Consider the following 24,131-nt stretch of genomic DNA (forward strand, 5'->3'; position numbering starts at 1 on the left):
CAATAACAAAAGAGTTTTAGGGAAAAAGGCATTTCTTTTATATTTTGCGATCGCGCTGCGGTATTAAATAGGCAGATGCAAAATAACCCAACATTCACCCATACTTACTATTCTCTTAACTTTTCTGTACACAACAGGGAGTTAGAAAAGCCTACTTTCCAGCAGGAAGCTGTAGTTCTATCCCTAATTTGTCGCCTATTTCCATAACATTATTTGTAAAATCTGTGATACCTGCAATATGACCAGCAATTAAACCAGCCGCAGTAAGTAAAGCAATGAGACGCTTTTTGAGTTTGGGTTTATTGCGTTCTGGTTCTGGCTTGTGAATTTCGGCTTCTACATCATCAATATCGATAGTGATGTCGTCGCGGATGTCTGGCGGAAATTGGGCGGCGGTTTGGCGTAGGTTGCCGATTAGTTGCAGAATTTCGGTGATGTTTGCGCCACTGGTTTGAGTGAAATCCGAGGCTTGCTGACTGGCGTTATCTTGGACTTGGTTGGCAAAGTTGGCAATGTTTGAGTTGTGAAAGTTGTTTGTGTTTTGTGTCATAGGTTTATATTCTGCTTGGTTGCTATTGTAAATCTTGTTGACAATTGTCAGGCGATCGCTCTCTAAACCGACTCTTTGTAATTTCTGCCGCGATTCTAATGATTCGTAGCCGTCTAAAAGTTGACGTAAATTCAGTTTTAATTTTAATTTGCCGATAGTAACTGTGCTTTCACCCATTGCCTCAAGTCCCAAGAGTTCTTGATAGTCGAGGGGGGGATGATTGGGATAGCCGGGGACGGGAACCCATTCGGTGATTTCGAGGTTGGGGAGACTTTTGTGGATTTTTTGGAAGTCATGGCGGAGGATACCGAGAAATAAGCGGCGGGTTTCTTTGCGTCCGCTAATGGCGATGAAGATTTTTTTGTCTTCAGGGTCGGCTTTTATCCGCGCAATGTTATAGATTTCGTTGTTTTCTTGATATTGCAGCATTACGCCACTGCGCCAATAGACTTGGTTATAGATTTTTTCGTGGGTGTTGACGATAAAACGAGAAATAATACTTTCTGGGAGAACTTTGTAATGGTATTGAAATTCTAGGGTTTCCCCTTCTAATTCTGTTTCTTCTGGTTGGTCTTTGGGTAGAAGTCCGGCAATCAAAAATTGTGGTGGGTGACATTCCAGGGCAAAGCAAAGCTCAAATTCTTTCATTAGCCCAATCAGATAATTGTGGCGCTGGATGGGGTAACGTTCTGGATTAAGAATACGGCTGAGGTCGGCGGGGGTGAAAATACCTTTGGTTTGAGTTTTGAGAATTTCATCGCTGAGAAGTGCGTAAATACCTTCTGTCACCCAGTTGGGTTTAAGGACGTTGGTATCTTTGAGGATGGGATGGTCGCGGAAGTTGAGAACTAAGCCGAGTCGATGCAGCAAGTCGATAAGTTGTTCTTGGTTTTGTTCTTCGGGAATTTTGTTTTCGTAGCAAATGCCAATATAGTTGCTGTAGCTAATGAAGTCTTGGGGCATTGATTCGAGTTGTTGTTTTACCTCAAACCATGAGAGGGGTAGAAGGTCGTAGACTTCTTTGAGGTTGGCAATTTCCTGAAAAATAGCGGTGCGGAGTTCATCAATACCGATATTGTCTTGGCAGGAAGTTTCGATAATGGCTTGAATATTGGGATATTTTTCGCGTAATGCTTTGCGGTTGATGTCGAGGGGTTGTTCGTCTCTTTTGTTGCCAACAATAATCACGGGTGACTGTCCGCCGAAGCTTTCAATTAATTTCAGCCAATATTCAATGCGGTTTTCTTCTTCGCTGGTGCGGCAATTGCAAACTAAGAGATAGAGGCTGCGCTTAGTCAAAAAAAACTGATGGGTAGCATGGTAAATTTCTTGTCCGCCAAAGTCCCAAACATTCAGGCGAATGTCTTTGCTATTCACCGACACGTTCCAAGTTTGGACATTCAGTCCGTCGGTTTGGGGTTGATTTTTATCATATTTATTGCGGATTAGTCGCTCGATGAGGGATGTTTTGCCGACGCTACCTTGTCCAACAAGCAGGATTTTAGCTTCGTGTAATGGTCGAGTTTTACTTGTGCGAATTTGCCTCAAGTAATTAAAAATATTTTGTGCGTCGTGTGAATGAAGAATTTCTATGGGAATCTCGGTTATTTGGTTGCCACTGAGGTAAAACTGGGTGAGATTGGTTAAATTTGCGATCGCCTCTGGGATTTCGGTGATTTGGTTGCCACTAAGATAAAGCTGGGTGAGATTGGTTAATTTATCCAATGTCTCTGGGATTGTGGTTATTTGGTTGTTACTAAGGTCAAGGTGCGTCAGATTAGTTAAATTTGCGATCACCTCTGGGATTTCGGTTATTTGGTTGTTACTGAGGTCAAGGTGCGTCAGATTGGTTAAATTTGCAATCGCCTCTGGTATCTCGGTAATTTTGTTGGAACCGAGGTCAAGCTGTGTCAGATTAGTTAATTTAGTTAGCGCCTCTGGTATCTCGGTTATTTGGTTGGAACTGAGGTGAAGCTCCGTCAGATTGGTTAATTGCGCCAGTGCCTCTGGAATCTCGGTAATTTGGTTAAAAAAGAGGATAAGCTGCGTCAGATTGGTTAATTTAGCCAGCGCCTCTGGTATCTCGGTAATTGCGTTGTCATAGAGGTGAAGCTCTGTCAGATTGGTTAATTGCGCCAGCGCCTCTGGAATCTCGGTAATTTTGTTGGAACCGAGGTCAACTACCCTCAAATTGGTTAATTGCGCTAGTGCCTCTAGTATCTCTGTTATTTGGTTGGAATTGAGGTCAACTACCCTCAGATTGATTAATTGCGCTAGTGCCTCTGGTATCCCGGTAATTTTGTTGAAACTGAGGTAAAGCTGTGTCAGATTTGTTAATTGCGTGATCGCATCAGGTATCTCGGTAATTTTGTTGTGACTGAGGTCAAGCTGCCTCAGATTTGTTAATTGCGTGATCGCATCAGGTATCTCGGTAATTTTGTTGTGACTGAGGTCAAGCTGCCTCAGATTTGTTAATTGCGCGATCGCATCAGGTATCTCGGTAATTTTGTTGTGACTGAGGTCAAGCTGCCTCAGATTTGTTAATTGCGCGATCGCATCAGGTATCTCGGTAATTTTGTTGCTACTGAGGTCAAGCTGCCTCAGATTTGTTAATTTAGCGATCGCATCAGATATTTCAGTTAGCTCTACTCGAATTAAAATAAGTTCCTCTAAATGTAGTATTTGCGTTACCACATCGGGAATGCTCTCTAAAGGATTGCCGCTAATATCCAACTTACGCAAATTAGGCAAACCCAATAGTTCGTGTGGAAGAGTTTTTAAATTGTTGCCTGAAACCTTTTCGAGATAGCGGTTTCCTACGAATTCATAACCTTCAACCTTCTTTCCCAAAATCAAAGACTCAAGCTGCTTTAACTTATCAATTTCCCCAGGTAACTCAACTAAATCTTGCCCCGACAAGTCTAACTCTCGCCAACCCTCAGTCGCCGCTTGCTCTATCAGTGCCAACAACTCATCCTGCGTCATAATTCCAAGCTAAAGGTTAAAAGGAAAGAAGACTGTTGAAGATGATTTTAGCGGATCAGGATAAAATTCTATACCATCGCTTTGTAGCGATAGCTCATTGATATTTTGTGATTAGCGACGCAGTTTTTAAATAAACGTGAATTCGACAGACCTCTCCCGCTTCTAAAAGGCGAAAGTCTGGGTTTTATTCCCCTCTCCTCATAGGCTACGGCTATACACAAATCTGGGTTAAGTGCATCTGTCCCGCCTCGGAATAAATTCCGAGTCTCATAGCGCAAGTCCTCTCAAGAGGACTCAAGGAAAAATTGATTCCAGTCTACTTCAGTAGACTTTGGCTATGAGCCTGGAACTTTAGTTCAAGGCGGGATACGGTTTCATACTGTAAATTTTCGATTTCGTTTACTGATTGCAGCGCCGCCCTAAGCTTGTCAAAGGGTCGAAGTAAACCCAACTTCAACACACAACGCCTAAACTATTGCCCAAGTTCCTGCATATTATTCATGACTTGTTGATACAAGTCGTTATTACCTTGACGTTGTAAAATGGCGGCGGCTTGTTCTAAATCTTTCATAGCGCCTTGTTTGTCGCCTTGGGCGGCGCGGGCATTACCGCGATTATTATAAGCTGGTGCAAAGTTGGGATTGAGGCGTATGGCTTCGTTGTAGTCGGATATGGCTCCTTGTTTGTCTCCTTGAGCCGCCCTAGCATTACCTCGGTTATTGTAAGCGATCGCATAACGCGGATTGAGAATAATTGCTTGGTCGTAATCTTCTAGGGAACCATCCCTTTCACCTATGGCTGCACGGGCATTGGCACGGTTATTATAAGCTTCGGCATAGTTGGGTGACAGTTTAACAGCTTGGGTATAATCTGCGATCGCACCTCGATTATCTCCCAAAGAGGCGCGGGCGTTTCCCCGACTGTTATAAGCTTCGGCATCGTTGGGAGACAGGCGCAAGGCTTCGTTATAATCATCGATGGCTTTTTGTTTGTCACCTGTATCAAAATAAGCCAGTCCCCGCCCTTTATAAGCTGCACTATAGTCAGGGTTGAGATTGATGGCTTTAGTATAAGATGCGATCGCTGCTTGTAAGTCGCCTTTGAGGTGCTGATTTTGTCCTTGAAGATACAGCGCCCCAGCTTGTGAAGTTTTAATAGTCCGGCGGCTAGGAGGAGTAAGGCCGATTTCTGTCACCAAAACATTCTTATCTCGATTGCAAGAGACAAGGGTAATTGCACTCAACACAGTCAGCACAACCATAGCCAATGCTTTATTTTCCTTCACCCGCTTTTGCTCCCATAACCGCAGCTTCATAAGTTGCTTTTAACCACCATTCCACCTAGATTTAATTAGCACCCAATTTTCTTAATTCTGGAATTTTACACTTAACTGATATTCCCTAGGTTTAATAACGGTTAACTCTTGCCTTAACCGGGAAGTTTATCAACTTTTTGTGTTTTAGCTGGTAATTTAACGGTGATGAATTATACGTTCTTGCTTATTTATTAATAAGAATTGCACTCAAATCAGTCACTCTTCCTACTCATCTTCGCCATTAGTTTCTTGAGTTTTCGGAGTTAGCCGCAAAGCATTAGATGTATCTATCTCTACAGATAATTGTTCTAAATTTTCACCTAAATCTTTTTGCAGCTTTTGAGTCAAGGTAATCGGAAAATCTAAATTTAATCCTTGAGTTTGTACCAGTCTTGCCAGTTCTAAGAATTGGGCTTTTACAGTTTTGCGTTCATAAGCTGTCAACTTAAAAGCAGATGTTTCTGATACATTTTGAGCCTGCATAGCTTTTTTAATGCGCTCTTGTAAATGTTCATATTCAGAGTTTAATAGCTTCCATTGTTCTTCTATTTGGGTATATCTAGCATTCAGAACTATTAAATCTTCTGTATCTGGTTCGGGATTACCTTCTGCTTGTAATTCTAACAAACGTTTATGCACTTGAGCAAGATAAATGCAGTCAAGATAAGCGTAGTCTATTTGTTCTTCTGATAAAGGTCTTTTGCTCCAGTCGCTACTTTGTTCTTGTTTATCAATATCGTGAAAGTTACATAAAATAGTTGCAAGGGTTTTGAGTTGATAATTCGGTGCTGGTAACAAATAATAAGGAATTTTTTTAGAGATTTCCAAGGTACAAGTAATATTTTTAGCTTTTTTATTACCGAGGAATTTGACATCATAACTGGCATTATGAAATACTTTTTCAATATTCGGATTTAACATTACTTGCTGAATAAAATCAGCTACCAAATCATCTTGATTTAATACATCCAATAAAAAAACGCGATCGCCACTCATATCATCAGCATCATCTAACACCTGAATCAGCGACAACCTAGGATTTCGGCTATTATAATCAGCTACTTCTGTATCTATCCACAAAGTTGCAGCTTGAGTATATTCAGCAATCATGTTATGAATTGCACGATCAGTATTCAAGTAAGGCATTTTAATGTTTAATTTGATTTCTGAAACAGTCCAGTAGGGTGTGTTACGGGTTATACCAATTTAATATGAAGACGCATATAAAAATCAATTACCCCCCTTAATCCCCCCTTTCCAAGGGGGGAAATAAGAGAATCTAGTTCCCTCCCCTTTATAAGGGGAGGGTTAGGGAGGGGTAAAATACTGTGCAGCTTCACATGCAACTGGTATTATTTAAACTCTGATTTCTGAATTCTGACTCCTGCATTCTACTGTATAACTGGTTTCCGCCCAAAGATAAAAAATGTAGTAATATCATTCCAAATTCCTTGTGCAGTTTCTAAAGCAGCTAATTCTAATTCAAATTCTGCCTTAACTTGCTCTATTTCTACTGTTGATAACTGCGAAAAAGGATTAGGAAATTGCCCCGGTGCTGGATAAGAACTACCCAACCACATTGCCTTAGCTTGCTCTAAACTAATATAACTGCCATATTGCTCAGATATAATTTCAATGGAGTCATAACCTGCTGTTTCTAGTAAATGACGACACTTTTCTGTTGTGCCTGTAGGCTGGTTTAAATAAAGAGCAATGCCATACTTTGCCAAAACTTTCTGCACCACAATACTGGCAATAAAAGCGGTATCTGCAAAGGCATGAAACCCAAGTAAACCCCCAGGTTTTAAAAATTGATGCCAATGCTGTAATGCACCTGGAAAATTTTCCATCCAAATCAATGCGGAAGAACACAAAATACAGTCAAAACTGTTAGCTGGAAAGTCGAGGGATTCTGCATCCGCTAATTGAAATTCAATATTGGTCAGCCCTAATGCTGTGACTTTTTGTTGTGCTTGTTCCAGCATTCCCGATGAAATATCTATACCAACTACCTTACCTCCAGCGCCTACAACTTGAGCCGCCGCAATTGCAGCCATCGCCGTACCAGTTGCAATATCTAATACCTGATCTCCTGGACGCAGTTGGGCATATTCCACCAAACGATGAGCAATTTGTAAATGCCACTCGCTTTGATCATAAGTTGGACTTCTGCGATTAAAGAGGTCAGCTATTTGTTGCTTGTAGTCGCTGAGTGGGAGTTGATCGGGCATTGGGTATGGCTAGAGTGAGATAATTGCAGTGTAACAGCGATCGCATCTTGCAGCTTTAGCGCAATATATGGGGTAATTTCCGTAAGTCGTGGTCGAGAATTAGTATAACCGCATCTGAAAATTGGTAAAATTCAAGTTCAGAGAGAAGAGAACATTCAAACATGGTAGCCGCCCATACGGATTTAAATATTGCAGCTTTAGAAGCAGAATATAGCCAAAAATCACCGAGAGAAATTCTCAAATTTGCCTTGGACACTTTTGACAACATGGCAATTTCTTTCAGTGGTGCAGAAGATGTTGTATTGATTGATATTGCTTCTAAAATCACTAAAAACTTCCGAGTTTTTACCCTCGATACCGGGCGCTTGCACCCAGAAACATATCAGTTGTTAGATAAAGTCAGAGAACATTATGGCATTAAGCTAGAAGTTATGTTCCCTGATGCCGCAGAAGTCCAAGCTTTGGTAGAAGAAAAAGGATTGTTTAGCTTTTATCAAGATGGTCACAAAGAATGCTGTGCTATCCGCAAAGTTAGACCACTGCGCCGCAAGCTAAATACTTTGGATGCTTGGGTGACAGGACAGCGTAAAGACCAAAGTCCCAGCACCCGCAACCATATTCCCGTCATTGAAGTTGATACCGCATTTTCTACCGAAGACCATCAGTTAATTAAATTCAACCCCTTAGCTAACTGGTCTTCGGCACAGGTATGGGAATATATTCGCGCTTTAGATGTACCTTACAACAAATTACACGAACGCGGTTTTATTAGTATTGGTTGCGAACCTTGTACTAGACCAGTTCTTCCAAATCAGCACGAACGCGAAGGTCGTTGGTGGTGGGAAGAGTCTACTGCTAAAGAGTGTGGTCTACACTTAGGGAATTTACAAAAATAGGACTTACGCACCAAAATTATCTGTGAAAAATGGGTATAGGGTGTAAGGTTTTTGGATACATACACCCGGATTTCTCACCACACCTTTCAAAGCCTGTGCAGGGGAGCAGGGGAGCAGGGGGGCTGGGGAGAATGAAGGTACTCTCTCCCCAGCCCCTCCGCACCTCTGCCCCTCTGCCCCATCAAACGCCTGAAGCTTGTGAGAAATGCGGGATACACTCCTATACCCCTACACCAATAACTAGCTACCCAACTTTTTAGCCTTTCATCACTATATTCACATCTTGCAGCTGTTTTGCATGGATCTACGACTGTGCCTTTCAAAAACCAATCAAAAAATCATATAACTGTTGTCAGCACTGACTTCCAAGGTTTTTACATCATTTGAAGGTGCTTGCATTTTATTTTAGGAGCTTGAAATCTAGATGAGACAAGGCTTCCAAGATTAGCATCTGTTCAAAAAAATGAGACTTAGGTAAAAATTTGTTTTCTGTATTGCTCCTGGGTGCTAGGTGCTTGTAATATCAAATCTCAGGGCAGGCAGGATATGGATTTCCGAGTGCGCTCTGACTAAACCTTTGATGCCGTAAGGCGTTGATCACTTTTAGAAGGTGTTAATAGCGAGCTAAAATCTGGCTGATTAAACCTTTGATGCCGTAAGGCGTTGATCACCAGATCCACGAAATTTTTAAGGTGACAATGGACAAGCTGATTAAACCTTTGATGCTGTAAGGCGTTGATCACGACAATAACTATCAACTGTCAACGAAACTTTTTGTAATTAGTCTTGTCTATAAGATTAATTCATTAGTTTATCAGGAATATATATGCGATCGCCTATCGTAATCGGTACAGGATTACTTGTATCTATAATTTTAAATACCCAAGTATTTGCAAAATCTACAGTCAATTTACCACAAATCACTGCCCAGAACTCTCAGCAACAAATATTAAATCAAAATAATCAAAAGACAAACTCAGGGCTGATTACTCTGCAAAGAACAGCCTGCTATGGTACTTGTCCCATTTATAAAATTACCATCTTTCCTGATGGGAGAGTTGTCTACGAAGGGGAGCGTTTTGTGAAAGTTGTCGGTAAAAGAACTGCCAGAATTAGTCCCCAAGCAGTAAGAAGATTAGTTGCAGAATTTAATAAGGTAAACTATTTTTCATTAGCAAATAGCTACCAAGGCGGAAGGACAGATGCGCCTTCTGCAATTACTTCTTTAACTATCGGTAAACGTCAGAAAACTGTTAATCATTATCTCGGTTCACCAAACGCACCGCAAGCACTAACAGCTTTAGAAAATAAAATCGATGCTGTTGTAAATTCTCAGCGTTGGGTTGGTTCTAAAAATGAACAAACACCAAATCCAAATGATGCTAATTCCACCCAACTCAAAGTTAATCGTCAATTGTGGAATCAGCAAAAGCTAAATAACTATCGTTTTACGTTTAGCCGGAGTTGTTTCTGTTTACCCAAAGCGACACAACCAGTAGTGATTACAGTGCGTAATAATCAAGTTGCTTCTATTACACCTGTGAATAATAACGAGCCAGTTGATACAGAATTGTTTCAACAGTATAATTCAATTCCCAAACTGTTTGGCATAATTGATGATGCGATCGCCAAAAAAGCATCTAGTCTCAACATCAAATATGATCCGCAATTTGGCTACCCGACGCAAATTAATATTGATTACAACCAACAAATTGCCGATGAAGAAATATATCTGACTATTAGCAATCTTGAACCTTTGAAGTAAGTTCTTGCACAAAGTAAATTATCCTTGGGGGTGTACAATCGTATACTCCTTTTATTTTGCAAGTCATACCTAGGACTGACGCATTGACAAAAAACTAAATTTCAGATTCTCTACCCCTGAGTAGTCTGATAAGTTTTAAGTACTGAGTGCTGAATGCTGAGTCATGATAGATGCTTCCGCTTCCTCACTATTGCAGGGAAGGGTGACAGTCACAATAGTATATTCGTAGGGCTTACTGTCAATTTTCAGGGTACCACCGTGCAGTTCTGCTAATTTTTTGGCAATGATTAAGCCTAACCCAGAACCTTGTTGTTCATGAAGTTTGCGCTCAAATTGCCGATAAGCACCTAATTCCGCAATTTGCTCTCGGCTCATTCCCCGGCCGCGATCGCTAAAAGATACACTAAAGCTATTATTAATAGTTTTTGCTGTAATTTTAATCGGCGTACCACTGACAGAAAATTTTAAAGCATTATCCAGTAACTCTTCAATAATTCTGGTAATCTTGCTCACCGAAATCTTGACAATACAAGGCGATAAGTCAATTTGCATATCATCTTCTCTGCCAGCATTTTTAACTTTTTCACCTATCAAATTCGTCAAAACTGGTGTAGGAAACTCTGTTGACTGCTTTTGAATTTCCCTGACTCGCTGGGGATCTGTGGCAATAATTTCTAATTCTGCGTAGAGTAAAAATTTTTGAATTAAATGAAATAAACGTTGACTTGATTGATGAATAAATTCTGCCATTTCTTTGATTGATGGTGCATCTAGCAGTTCACTTTCTTCCATCAGAATTTGCGAGAAACCCAAAATCCCATTCAGTGGGGTGCGTAATTCATGAGGCAGTGACAAAGTAATGCTAGTACGTAATTTATCAAGCTTATCTTGAGTTTGTTGATAAATTGCTGTTTGTTTTTCTAGCCGACAAGTAATAGCTGTTAATAATTCTGTTCGAGAAAATGGTTTAACAATGTAATCATCAGCGCCTAAATCCATACCTTTGCGAAAGTCTGGTTTCTCTGATTTAGCCGTTAAAAAAATGAAGGGAATAATTGCTGTTTTCGGGTTTTGGCGTAATTCTTTTAGGACTTCATAACCATCGATTTCTGGCATCATTACATCACAAATCACCAAATCAGGAACTTCGGTTTGTGCTAACTGTAAACCAAAGTAACCATTTTCGGCAGTGATGACGTTGAAATTTTCTGCATAAAGTAAATCTACTAAATTTTGACGCACATTTATGTCATCTTCGATCACTAATATTTTATTCATATATTTAATTAAATGTGAATAAGTATAAAATTTTTAAAATAGGTTTTAGATAGCTTTTATAAATAAGATATGACATAAATTTTTCACTATATGCACCCATCTTGCCTTGAAATAACCAATTGAATTATATATTTAATTATCTTTAAGAAATACGAAAATTTCATGTAATCAAAACAGGGATTATAAATTTTATATAAACTTAGATATATAAATGTCGATTACTCCATAAAAAATTCTCAAATTCTGGTGCTGGTAATGGACGGCTAAATAAAAAACCCTGCATATAATCACAGTGCGCCTCACGCAAAAAATGCAATTCGTCTTCTGTTTCTACACCTTCAGCCACTACTTGCATATTTAGGTTATGTGCCATTTCAATTAAAGCTTTAGTAATGGCTGATTTTTGATAATCAACAGCTACATTATGAATAAAATAACGGTCAATTTTTAAGGTATTAATCGGTAAGTTTTTGAGATATATAAGTGAAGAATAGCCTGTACCAAAATCATCAATAGCAATTTTTAAACCTAAAGATTTTAATTTATTCATAGTAGCGATCGCACTATTGATGTCTTGCATAATCATACTTTCAGTTAGTTCAATTTCTAAATATTGGGGTTCCAGATGATTATTGTGTAAAAAATAAGTAATTTTTTGGATTAAGTCTGGCTGATGAAATTCTATCACCGACAAGTTAACGGTCATTTTCAAATAAGCAATGCCGACATCATGCCAAATCTTAATTTGTTTACAAACATTTTGTAATACCCACTGATCAATCGGGACAATTAACCCTGTAGATTCGGCAATTGGGATAAATTCTGTGGGAGTAACTAAACCTAATTCTGGACTTTGCCAACGTAATAAACTTTCAGCCGCAACAATTTGTCCAGAAGCGATATCCACAATTGGTTGATAATACACCTCAAATTCGTGAAATTTTTGTTTCTGTACCACCTGTTGTAAATTCATTTCCAACAACTGAATTTTGGGTGAAACAGTTTTAGTGAAATTTGTAGGATGAGAGAGATATTTTTTTAAAGTAGCTTGTCTTTCTAAGCGGTTCATAATTGCACTTAGTAATTCTGCCCGCGTAAATGGCTTAGTGAGATAATCATCTGCACCCATATCCATACCTTGGCGAAAATCAGACTTGGCAGATTTAGCTGTTAAAAAAATAAAGGGAATGGTTGCTGTTAATGGGTCTTTTCGTAGTGCTGTTAATACTCCATAGCCATCAACTTCTGGCATCATCATGTCACATAAAATTAAGTCTGGAGCCTCAGAAAATGCCAAATCTACACCTGTTTTGCCATTAGCAGCAGCAATTGTGTGAAAATCCTCTGCTTCTAGTAAATCCAACAGGTTTTCCCGGACAGATTCTTCATCTTCAATCACCAAGATTTTAATCATCTTTTTCCTCAATTTGCATTGTGTGATTTAATGGCAGAGAGACAGTAAAGGTAGTACCTACTCCCAAAGAACTAGTCACAGCAATTTGACCTTGATGTATATCCACACACTTCTTGACAATTGCCAGTCCTAACCCAGTTCCGAGAATATTGCCTACATTTTTAGCACGATGAAAAGACTCAAACAAATGTGGTAGGTCTTCGGGAGGAATCCCAATTCCTTGGTCTTGAATTTCTAAGATTACTTGTGCATTTGTACAAGTTATGTTTAATTTAACAGTACTCCTCTCTGGAGAATATTTAATGGCATTCGAGAGTAAATTATTCAGAATATGTCCGAGTAATTTTTCATCCATACAGCATGATATAGCAGGATATTGACTCGTAAACGTAATCCAGCAGCGATTGTTTTGATTGAGTTGTGCTTCTTCAATGATGTGATGACAGTAAGCTACTAAGTCAAAGGTTGTGGGTGTATATTCTAGTTTTCCTGCTTCTGCTTTCCCAATTACTAAAACATCATTCAACATTTCATTGATGCGGTTGACTGCGGCTTGAATGCGATGCAGGTGAGTAATTTGTTTTTCTTCTGTCCATTTATGGCGATAATGTTCGAGTAATTCCGCAGATGACAAAATCGTACTCAACGGTGTGCGAAATTCGTGAGAAGTCATCGAAACAAACCGAGATTTCAGTTCATTCAGTTCTTTTTCTTTTTCTAGGGCAACTCTGAGTTCCTGTTCTAGTTGCTTGCGTTGTGTGATGTCTGCTAAATAACCAACCATTTCCACTGGATTACCTGCATCATCCCGGACTAGTTTACCTTGGTCAGATACCCAACGGTAAGTACCATTTTTGTGGAGAAAACGATATTCTAAGCTGTAATGTTCTTGCTGTAAGATTTTATTGAATTCGGCAAACACATGCTTCACATCTTCGGGGTGGATATGGTTTGACCAAAAGTTAGGGTCTTCTGTGAAGTCCTGTGGTTGATAACCAGTGATGGAGCTAATATTGTTGCTGACAAAGGTAGGGCCAAAATTCGCGGCGGCTTTGCTGGTGTAAATTACCGCCGGACTGGATGAAAGTAAGTATTGCAGTCGCTGTTGACTGACTAATAAAGCTGTTTCTGTTTGTTTGCGTTCAGTAATATCTGTTTGAATGCCGATGTAATGGGTGAGTATGCCATCCGTGTCGTAGACAGGAGATATGTTGAGTTCATTCCACCACAGACTGCCATTTTTACGACAGTTACGCTCAACTACAGTGTAGGGTCGACCAACTTGCATGGCAGTATGGAGTTCTTGTAAAACAGATTGTTCCATATCTGCACGTTGGAATAAGCCAAAGCTTGTACCGATGACTTCATCGGCGCTGTAGCCTGTCATTTGTTCATAGGCTGGATTAACGTAAATAATTGGGCCGTTGGGAATACTGGCATCGGCAATGATAATTCCATTACTGCTGGCGGCGATCGCTCGATCACGGAGTTTTAATCCTTCTTCGGCTTGTTTGCGCGGTGTCATATCCGTATGGATAGCAACCAATCCGGCAATTTTACCAGTACTATCTTTAATGGCGTTAGCCCGTAAATAAATGTGTAATAGCAGCCCACGACGAGTTTGCATGGTCACTTCACCCCGCCATGACTCACCATTGGCGATCGCAGTTAATACTTGATTTAACTCTTGCGGATACTTGAAAATACTCTTTGAACCGCCCGCCGCTTGATATTCTTCTATGGTGTAACCGTATATTTCCGTAAATCCCGAATTAACATAAGTGATGTTACCTGTGATATCCGACATACACACAGCATCACTTGTACTTTCAATGGCTTTTTGAAAGCGCGTTAAAGATTCCTCCGCTAATTTGCGTTCTGTAATATCTGTAGATAAACCACAAACCGCGTAACACACCCCATCGGCATCTTTTAAGGGGAACTTCACCGAAAAGTAGGTGCGTACTCCATCCTCTAGGGGGACAAATTCTTCTACTTTGATGGGCAAACCATGAGTCATTACCTGAAGATTATTCTTTGCAAACCCATCGGCAATTTCTAATGGCCACAAATCATAAACACTTTTCCCGATAATTTGCTCTTGGGTGATGTTGAGTAGTTGTTGTATATAACGGTTAACCAACATAAACCGATGGTTGGTATCGAAGATATAAATCGCCGCCGCCGAGTGATCTAAAATTGCCTGGAGTTGTTGTTGAGTTGCTTGTAAGACTGTCTCAGCTTGTTTACGTTCAGTAATATCTCGATTTGTGCCACGATAGCCAATGAATTTGCCATCTGTATCAAAGACCGGCACGCCACTGGTTTCTAACCAAACTAAATGTCCGTCTTGATGAACTTGGATGTTTTCTAAACATTTAAATGGTTGTGGTGAGGCGAAAATTGCCTGAAAACCGGGGGCTAGGGTTTCATGCAATTCTGCTGGCATGAAATCTAGGGGTGTTTTTCCTAAAACTGCTTCTGGTTCGTAACCCAAAATGTCTTGAATTTTGGGACTGACGTAAGTATAAACACAGTTGAGATCCACTTCCCAGATGACATCGTAGCTAGATTCAACTAAGTTACGAAAGCGTTGTTCACTGTTTTTTAGAGCTAATTCGGCTGTAACGCGGTCATCAATGTCAGTATTTGTGCCGAACCAAGTGTAAATTTCACCTGCTTGATTTCGCCAAGGGATTGCTCGTACGAGATGCCAGCGATATGTTTGATCTGTGCCTCTGAGCAAGCGAAACGCACCTTCCAATAGTTGACCTGTAGCTAAAGATGCTTGCCAATTTGCTACACACTGGGGTATATCATCGGGATGTACCCATTGCTGCCATCCTGAACCACAAACCTGCTCTGGAGTGCAGCTATGATAGTCGAGAGCTTTTTGGTTAACGTATTCGATGCTACCATTGGCATTCGCCATCCACACATGCTGGGGTATGGATTCGGCTAATAAACGAAAGCGTTCTTCACTGATTTGTAAATCAGCCTGTGCTTGTTGGCGTTCTGTAACGTCTTCTACTGTCCCCAACAGGCCAATAACATTACCTGCAACGTCATGGATAGGGATTTTACTAATTTCTATCCAAGTGTGTTTGCCATTCACTAGTCGCTGGTATGAAATCAGATGATGTTCTGGTTGATGAGTTGCCATTACTCTGGCATCGCATTCATGGTGAAAGTCTGCTTCTGATTTATTTGCCAGAAATTCATCGACGGTTTTGCCAATAATATCTTCTGGTTTTTCCACACCCACAATTGTGGCAAAGTTACGATTACAACCCAAAACCACAGAATTGCAATCCTTCCACATAATGCCTTGAGGAATGGCATCCATGACTAATTGCAACATACTTTGAGACTGCCGTAATTGGGCTTCAATCATTTGACGTTCGGCAATTTCCGTTAATAATTGCTGATTGGTTTGCTGTAGGGCGGTGGTGCGCTCTCTAACTCGCTGTTCTAATTCTTGGTTGGCTTGTTTGAGTGCGGCTTGTGTTTGTTTGAGTTCGGTGATGTCTCGTCCTTCACTAATCAGGAGGATGATTTGGCCTGTTTCATCTTTGAGGGGTTTGAGGGAAAAATCTATGGTGCGGACTGTTTGGTTAGCACCTAAAATATCGACTTCGTAACGGATAAATTCTCCCCTGGACGCGATCGCAATTGCTTGTTTTAATTGCTGTGGAATGCTAGGTGAACTCTGCCACCAGGGAGTTTCCCAAAACAATTGGCCGAATACATCTGGCGCTTGTAGTTCTCCAAAATCAAGTAATGTCTGGTTGGCTTCGAGTAATTTGCCTTCTGGAGTGAGTAAGCCAGAAAACTGAAATGTGCCATTGAAAATTGCCCGGAATCTTCTTTCGCTTTCGTGCATGGCGGCTTCTGCTTGGATGCGTTCAGTCACATCTACATCTATAGCGACGAAGCGATAGATTTGTCCATAATCATTTTTGAGAGGAAAGATTTTGCTAGAAATCCAGCGTTGCTCACCATCAGGGCGCACAATCTGGTATCTTTCATCAAAACATTCGCCAGTGAATAACTTTTGAAACTCTGCCATGACGCGATCGCGCTCTGATGGCTCAATGGCGGCAAAATATGATTGAGGATCTTCAATCAGGCGATCGCAACTTCTCCCCCAAATTTTTTCATAAGCTGGGCTAACATACTCTAATTTTTGTTGAGTTGCATCCCAGACATAAAAAGCTTGGGGTATATTTTCGGTTAATTGGCGAAATAATTCTTCACTTTTCTGTAATGCTGCTTCTGCCAATTTACGCTCGGTAATGTTGCGGTGAATAGCCAAAAAGTGCGTGACTTGTGCTTGATCATCTTTAATCGGCACTAAGTTCATATCCACCCAATAAGTTGAGCCATCCTTGCGATAGCTAAGTAACTCGGTTCTAATGGGCAACCCTGCTTGCACAGCCGCAAACAGTCGATTCATTTCTGTAGGGCTAGTTTGTTCACCATGTGAAAATCGCGGTGTTTTTCCCATGACTTCTTCTAGGGTGTAGCCAGTCATCTGCGTAAATGCTCTATTGGCATAAACTATCCTTGGTTCTATCTGGCCGTTATTGAGGTGAGCGGCTGTAATTAAAATTGAATCGTTGGCATTGACTACGGCTGACTCTAGTAAACGCAGTCTTTCGGTTTCGGCGCTGCTTTGAGTTGATTGTTCTAGTACTTGACAAATACTTTTGGGTGTAACCGTGCCGATTAGTTGACCTGCTTCATCAATAATTGGCAAAATATTTAACTGATGCTGATGTAACAGTGATAATACGGCAGTGATATCCTGAAATTCAGATATTTTCAGTGTAATTACAGGAGATTGCATCACATCCGTAATTTTAGTATTTTGACAGTCAATATTTGCAGCTACAATTTTCACCACATCTTGTGCTGTCAACCGTCCTATTACTTGGGAAACTGAAGCTACTAGCACATCCACACCACACTTTGCCATCAGCGAGATTACCTCTGATACTGTTGCTTCCGGCTGAACCGTTAGTGGCGAAAAGTCAATTACAGCCTCTAAGCTGTGGAGCCAGAGATTTTGTTCTTGAGTATACATAGATAATCACGATAGCTATCATCAATGAATAGTTATCTCAACTTATATATTCCCGTATGTTCTGGGATTGGGCAGGTAAATTAATAATATTATCCTAATGAAAAATACTGTAAGTATAATGTAAATTTTGGATGAAGAAATCAAAATATTAAGAATGGTTAATATAGCAATTCGATTTGGTTTCCGAATTGACTTGTGTGGGAGGGAAGTAGGGAGTGGGGTGGGGAGTGGGGAGTGGGGAATGGGGAGTGGGGAGTGGGGAGTGGGGAGTGGCTTTCAAGGGCAGGTTTTTAAACCTTCGATAAATAGTTGAGAATATTCTCAATTATGAAACGTAGTTTTAACTGTTCAGACAATAATTTTGGTTTTAAAAGCCCAAAAATTTGTCTAATAAAAAAAGCCTGCCCTTGAAAGGTGGGGAGTGGGGAGTGGGGAGTATGAGACTGGTGAACTCAAGGTTTTAAAGGTGATGTGTTTAACCCATCGTTAATTGACCCTCCGAATTTTAGATTTTGGATTTTGGATTCTTTAGGGTACAAGCCCCAACGCCACTTGATGACAGTTGCCTCAAGTCGGGAGACCCGCCCACGGCACTGTCTCCTTTATGCCGGGAAACCCGTCCATCGCAGTGGCTTCCCCATGTGTCTGTAAAAATCTAAAATCGTTAATCCAAAATCCCCAAGCCCCGCACCCTTGTGGTCGGGGTCAATCCAAAATCGCAAATCTAAAATCCAAAATTACTTGACTAACAGCCTCATAACTCCTCATAACTCATAACTCCTTACTCAACGTAATTGCGATCGCCTCTCGCCATAACGCAACAATCTTTCAATCGTGGCTAGGCGATTTTCCCACACTTTGACTTGATAAGGGTTATTAGTCCCGGCTTCTCGCATCCAAATGCGAAATTGCGTCTGGAAGCGAGTTAAAGAAGCTTTAGCTGTAAGTAGTTTAGCGGGAGACGGTGCAGCCGCCAATTGCGTTAACGCTTTTTCGACTACTTCGATTTGATTGTTAAAATCAGCAATGTTAATGGCTGGGAAGGGGATTTGCTCGTTTTGGATGACTAACTGCCATTCACGTTTTAACAATCCATAACGCACCACGGCTGTTTCAAAAGGTTGGCGTAAGGGAATTGGTTCATCAGCCACCGATGGCAGTTTACCTTGAGTACTATTAAAGATTTTCAGCAAATCATTATTAAAATTCTCAGCCGCAAACAAGGCATAACCACTAGCAGGTAAATCTCGAATCAGTTGTAATTGGTCAAAGGCGGCTAAATTTGGTAACGACAGTAAACGAATTCCTGGGACTAATAAAGTTGAACCCAACTGACTAGAGGCTATCCAAGGTTGGGCAAGACGTTGGAAACGGGCAGTATCTTGAGCATAAGTCATGGGGACAATTACATCTATATCGCCTCGTCTCGCCCACACTTCCCAATGTTGTTGGAGTTTCTGAATCCGTTCTCGTTCTGGTAGGGGAAACACCGCCACCGACAAAATTAAATCTTCCCGCTTTTGTCGCACCATCTTGGAGACATCAGCCACAAAGCTATCGATTTGTTGGGTGCGAAATTCTGTCCACTTTTGCCATAACTCGGTTTGGCTGGGGGAAATTGTCAAGGGATCAACGCCTGTTAACTGTTGAAATTGCGCTCTGGCGGCTTTGCCATAACCGTAACTTCTACCAGCAAAGGGATCTTGGAAAGGATAGCGAATGTAATCTAGCTGCAAACCATCTACTTGATATTCGCTGACAATTTCCTCAAACAACTTCAGAAGATATTGGCGCAATTCTGGGTTAGCTGGATCAAAAAATGGTTTGGTTTGACCAGGGGGAATGGTGTTACCTTTGTTGTCGTAGTTTGCCCAATCGGGATGGGCGGCTAGGACTGGCCCTGGATAATCGGGATGAACATTAATTACTTGGTTGTGGCGTTGGTTCCCGGCGGCAAAAGCCCACACCCAAGCGTGTAATTCCATATCACGTTCATGGGCTAATTTCACCGCCACGGCTAAGGGGTTCCAGCCTCGAATCAGGGGGTTTTGCTGGGGTGCAACTTTACTGGGGTAAATGGGATAACTGGCGTTGAGGGTTTCAAAAAAAACCGTGTTAATCCCTGACTGTGCCAAGCGGTCAAAAATTTCGGCTAATTTTTTTTCACCACCAGCCCGGACAATTGTCCCCCTATCTAACCAGACGGCGCGGATTTCGGCGGGGGCTAATCTTCGGTTCAGGGGAAAATGTTTCCACAAATTGGTTCTGGTGGCTAACCATTGTTGCCGGACTAGGGCATAGTTTTTATTGGCGAGGAGTTGGGGAATGTTTTTGGCGACTAGTCGCGCTTGGGCAATGGCTTGTTCTTTACTCTGGCTAGATAACCCTGGTCTGGTGGAGGCGACACGGGTTTCATCTTCTTTCAGGGATTGGGGGTTGCTGGTGATGGTTTCATCCAGATTTGCTGTGTGAACTGCGGCGGCTAAATGGGCGCTTTCTACCCGACTAATTAAATTTTCTAATTCTTGCTGGAGAGCGATCGCTTCTTTTTCATCAATGGGTGCATTAGAATTTGGTTCGACATTCCAATGTACTGTTTGTTCTAGTTGGTCAATGGCTTCGGCTGGGGATGATGGGCGGGGGGCGCGGGGAACAAGTGGTACTTGGGGAACTACAGGTGTAACAGGGGTCATATTCGCGGTAGCAGTCTCGATGGTGGTTGCACAGCGAGAGTCAGCCCCAGGAATTTTTTGCTGTCCTGAAGATGAGGCAGTGAGATGATGATCAATGGCAGCTTTTAACCAAGCATTATCTAATTCAAAACTGGAAGCTGCATCTGTTCCCCAACGCCAGCCGAATAAGGTAGACCATTCTGTACTGACAACGGCGGCGGGATTATCTTGGGCATTCCAAACGGCGGTGGCTTGACTAGCCCCACCTTCAGGAATAATTACACCGCCACGCACTTGCCCAAATAGTTCTTTTTGGTTAGCCCATTTTTGTGGTTTAGTTGTAGCTGGTTTAATTTGTTGTGTTTCATCTAAACCAAAGCCCCAATAACTCCCCAGGAGCGATCGCAATAACTGCCGGACTCCCGGTGCTGATAAACTGCCGACAGGGCCACTGGCAATGACTTTACCGCCTTTACTCACCCAGGATTCTAACGCGATCGCTTGGGCTGGGTTTAAGGTTTCGACGTTGGGTAGAAATAATACTCTGCGATCGCCCCAATCAGCACCGCTTCTCACTTGTGTTAAGGGAATTACGCAATACCTCACCCCAAGTGCTTGTAAGCGTTTAGTAATTCCTGTCCATTGCTGTTGGTTTTCTGCACTCTGGACTACACTTAATACAGGTTCTGCATCTGCCGCCCTGACTGATAAAATATTAAAACTAGTTAAACAATTAATCATTAAAAAGTTAAAACTAAAAATGAAGAATCTGGCTCTTTTGGTGACTTTGATTGCAGTTTCCTGATTCTTCACTTTTAATCCTCACTTTAATTTAGTATTTAACAGTACTTATTATTTATCATTCAGCATAACAATAAAATGCCTCCGAAAAACAACTGATGTTTTTATATTTGTCAAATAAAAGTTAGGATTCAAAATTTAGGTTTTAACGAACCGCAAAGGGCGCAAAGGACACAAAGAAGAAGAGAGAAGAGAGAGAAGAAAAAAAATACACATGATTCATGACTTCAATGAATGATAAGACTTATGCAATAAATCTCTCAAATTCTTACACTTCGTTTCCTACCCTGCGGGAAGCCGCTATCGCGTCTATGTGTCCTTTGCGGTTAGTTTTTTCAGACTTTTGCGTAAGTCATGGAATGATTCAGAAACAACTCTCTACCTTGTCCCCCTTGTCTCTTTTACTCAAACAATCATCCTACACAAGTATTAATCAATTCTTCCACTCCCGCGACTGGGAATATTTTTGTATTTAATTTTGTCTCTAAGTCTGCAACTTTGACATCATCTAAAAATACTAATTCGCCATGTTTAAGCATGACATTTGGCAGCAAAATTCCATCACATAAATCTTTATTTTGCAAATTTAAAAGTAAATCATGCCCTGTAAGTAAGCCAGTAACACTAATAGCTTGCCCCCAATAATCACTGGCTAAAGCCATCATATTTACTTCTAAACCATCAACAGAATTTAGGCGTTGCAATATCGGTTGAAATGCTTTTTCAACGGCGTTACCTACTACCCAAGTCAATTTTCTGGGTGGAGAAATTTGGCTTGGGAGTAATTGCGTTGCGGCAGATGCAAATTGCTTGATAAATAACTGAATTGAACCGACACCGTTATCAATTTGCGGATAGTCTTCGTATTCCGCTTCTGTTGGTAGTTCTTCCCCGGCAATTAAAAACCATTCATCGGCTAACCAGACAACATTTGAGCCACATTTTTGGCGAAATTGTTTGGCGATCGCTCTCACCTGTAAAATAACTTCTTGGGCTTTTTCTCTGGTAACAGGTATCAGTTCATCTTCTGACGGACGAAACCGCGTCAAACCTACCGGCACGACTGCCACCGATGCCACGGCAGGTACATCACCAGTATAAAATGACGCTAAATCTGTGAGTGTTTGTTCCAGATGTTCGCCATCATTAATTCCTGGGCAAACCACTACTTGAGCATGAATTTGCAAGCGTCTTTTTTGGAACCAGCGCAATTGTTCCATAATTTGTCCCGCACGCTGATTTTTCAGCAACCGGATTCTAATATCTGGTTCGGTGGCGTGAACTGACACAAATAACGGCGACAAGCGCATTTGTTCAATTCGCTGCCATTCCCGTTCGGGTAAATTGGTTAAGGTCAGGTAAGAACCATACAAAAAGCTCAAACGATAATCATCGTCTTTTAAATACAAGCTTGAGCGTTTACCTGGGGGTTGTTGATCAATAAAGCAAAACGGACAGCGATTATTACACTGAATTAAAGCATCAAATAAAGCGGTTTCAAATTCCAACCCTAAATCATCGTCGTAGTCTTTTTCAATTTCAACGTGATGGGTTTTGCCAGTACTATCTAAAACTTCTAATTCTAAAAATTCATCTGCACAGAGAAATTGATAATCAATTAAATCGCGGGGACGTGTACCATTAATAGCAACGATCGCATCCCCCACCTCAAAGCCAATCTCAGAGGCGATGGAGTCGGGTAGCACCTTGGTAATTTTGGCTGGATGAAGGTTAGTCATGGGAAGTATGAAGTGAGAAGTATGAAGTGTGAAGTATTATTTTTTCAATCTTCACTCTTCATAATTTATCCTTCATCCTTACGGATTAACTATTTTTCAAAATTCCAGCACTGATCGCACCTAAAATAGCTATACCAAAGGCGAGGCGATACCAAATAAATACCCAAGTGCTTTTGGTTTTGAGGAAGCGGAGTAAGCCAGCAATGGATATATAAGAAAATATCGCCGCCGAAATCACACCAGCAATTAAGGGTAAGAATCCTGTACTGCTAACTTCACCCAAAGCACTTTTTAACTCGACTAACCCAGCTAGGGTAATGGCGGGAATACCAAGTAAAAAGGAAAATCTGGCGGCTGTTTCCCGTTGTAAAGTCATAAATAAGCCGGCGGTTAAGGTAGAACCAGAACGAGAAACTCCAGGAATTAACGCCAAAGATTGGGCTAAACCCATCAATAGCCCATCATTCATGGTTAATTGTTCAAAGTCCCGTTCCCTTTTGCCGAGTTTTTCTGCTATTCCCAACAATATAGACATAACTATCGAGGCGATCGCGATCGCGCCGATACTTCTAATTGGTGAATTATCATAATCTGGGATAAATCTTTTAATTAATAAGCCAAAAAAGACTATTGGCAAGGTTCCTAAAGCAATGCCGATAGATAAACGCAAATCATAATCAGCATAATCTTTTTGCGCGATCGCTCGAAACGCCCCGGTGGCAATTTTTGTCAAATCTCCCCAGAAATACCACAGCACCGCCGCAATACTCCCCAACTGAATTACCGCCGTAAACGCCACTCCCGGATCACCCCAACCAAGGACTACAGGTACAACTTTTAAATGGGCGGTACTACTAATCGGCAGGAATTCTGTCATTCCCTGCACAAAGCCTAAAACAATTGCTTGCAAAATATTCATTTGCTGCACTCCCCCAGCCTCTGGGGTGGGTGGAGTACTCAGGACTTTGAGTGGAAATGCCGCAACTGAAATTATTGCTGAGGCGACACTCATAAACACGAACCATTGACGTTTTGATAAAGCCATCAGTCTACCTGCGATCGCTGCGATTACAACCAATTACACAAACATCTTTTTGAGAAGCCTACAGGATACTTATACCCGAATTTCTCTCGTATGGGTGGGGAGTGTGGGGAGAGGGGGAAGTGTGGGGAGTGAGGGGGGAAAGATTTCTTTACTATCCTTCTAAACCTCCCAAACTTCCCACACCCCTGGATTTCTCTCTTGTAAGAAATCCAGGTTATAGCAGGGGATAGGTTACAGGTTACAGGCAAAAAGTCTATCCGTTCAAACTGTTTGTCAGCCCATATTCTCCCTCATCTCCCCACACCCCTAAACCCCTCATCTCCCCACACCCCTAAACCCCTCATCCCCCCATAC

The 24,131-nt window shown here is 41.3% G+C and carries 12 protein-coding genes; 2 read left to right on the top strand and 10 right to left on the bottom strand.

What is annotated here, in order from left to right; all coding sequences use genetic code 11:
• Positions 1–151: 151 nt before the first annotated feature.
• The 4 genes from H6G77_RS26205 to H6G77_RS26220 all read right to left on the bottom strand — a co-directional run bounded on the left by H6G77_RS26205 (position 152) and on the right by H6G77_RS26220 (position 7,081).
• Positions 152–3,535, bottom strand: coding sequence for a leucine-rich repeat domain-containing protein (locus tag H6G77_RS26205; RefSeq protein WP_190873108.1), 3,384 nt, complete (start codon positions 3,533–3,535; stop codon positions 152–154).
• 472 nt (positions 3,536–4,007) lie between these two features.
• Positions 4,008–4,850 (bottom strand): tetratricopeptide repeat protein, encoded by an 843-nt coding sequence (locus tag H6G77_RS26210; RefSeq protein ID WP_190873109.1) that lies wholly within the window; start codon positions 4,848–4,850, stop codon positions 4,008–4,010.
• A 225-nt stretch (positions 4,851–5,075) separates the two neighbouring features.
• Entirely contained in the window at positions 5,076–5,996 is a 921-nt protein-coding gene (locus tag H6G77_RS26215; protein ID WP_190873110.1) for a ribonuclease D, read from the bottom strand.
• A gap of 245 nt (positions 5,997–6,241) precedes the next feature.
• Complete coding sequence (locus H6G77_RS26220; protein ID WP_190873111.1) at positions 6,242–7,081, bottom strand: class I SAM-dependent methyltransferase; 840 nt, start codon at positions 7,079–7,081, stop codon at positions 6,242–6,244.
• Between the two features lie 161 nt (positions 7,082–7,242).
• On the opposite strand from H6G77_RS26220, the gene H6G77_RS26225 reads away from it, so the two are divergent.
• A complete protein-coding gene (locus tag H6G77_RS26225) occupies positions 7,243–7,977 on the top strand; it encodes a phosphoadenylyl-sulfate reductase (protein WP_190590927.1) in 735 nt (244 codons plus the stop codon).
• Positions 7,978–8,803: 826 nt separating this feature from the next.
• Positions 8,804–9,742, top strand: coding sequence for a DUF6174 domain-containing protein (locus tag H6G77_RS35400; RefSeq protein ID WP_199331653.1), 939 nt, complete (start codon positions 8,804–8,806; stop codon positions 9,740–9,742).
• Positions 9,743–9,877: 135 nt separating this feature from the next.
• On the opposite strand, the gene H6G77_RS26235 is transcribed toward H6G77_RS35400, so the two are convergent.
• From H6G77_RS26235 to H6G77_RS26260, 6 genes are all read right to left on the bottom strand, one after another.
• A complete protein-coding gene (locus tag H6G77_RS26235) occupies positions 9,878–11,020 on the bottom strand; it encodes a response regulator (protein WP_190674685.1) in 1,143 nt (380 codons plus the stop codon).
• Between the two features lie 199 nt (positions 11,021–11,219).
• Complete coding sequence (locus tag H6G77_RS26240; RefSeq protein ID WP_190590916.1) at positions 11,220–12,434, bottom strand: EAL domain-containing response regulator; 1,215 nt, start codon at positions 12,432–12,434, stop codon at positions 11,220–11,222.
• Positions 12,427–17,520, bottom strand: a complete 5,094-nt coding sequence (locus H6G77_RS26245; RefSeq protein WP_190873112.1) for a PAS domain S-box protein — start codon at positions 17,518–17,520, stop codon at positions 12,427–12,429. Before H6G77_RS26245 ends, H6G77_RS26240 begins: the two co-directional genes overlap by 8 nt.
• Before the next feature lie 785 nt (positions 17,521–18,305).
• The gene (locus tag H6G77_RS26250) at positions 18,306–21,005 is read right to left on the bottom strand and encodes a family 10 glycosylhydrolase (protein ID WP_190873113.1); all 2,700 of its coding nucleotides are present in this window, start codon (positions 21,003–21,005) and stop codon (positions 18,306–18,308) included.
• Positions 21,006–21,406: 401 nt separating this feature from the next.
• On the bottom strand, positions 21,407–22,732 hold the full coding sequence (locus tag H6G77_RS26255) for a TIGR03279 family radical SAM protein (protein WP_190873114.1): 1,326 nt from the start codon (positions 22,730–22,732) through the stop codon (positions 21,407–21,409).
• Positions 22,733–22,817: 85 nt separating this feature from the next.
• The gene (locus H6G77_RS26260; RefSeq protein WP_190591112.1) at positions 22,818–23,777 is read right to left on the bottom strand and encodes an undecaprenyl-diphosphate phosphatase; all 960 of its coding nucleotides are present in this window, start codon (positions 23,775–23,777) and stop codon (positions 22,818–22,820) included.
• Between the last annotated feature and the right edge of the window lie 354 nt (positions 23,778–24,131).

Source organism: Aulosira sp. FACHB-615, from assembly GCF_014698045.1.
In the GTDB taxonomy this organism is placed as follows: Bacteria; Cyanobacteriota; Cyanobacteriia; order Cyanobacteriales; family Nostocaceae; genus Nostoc_B.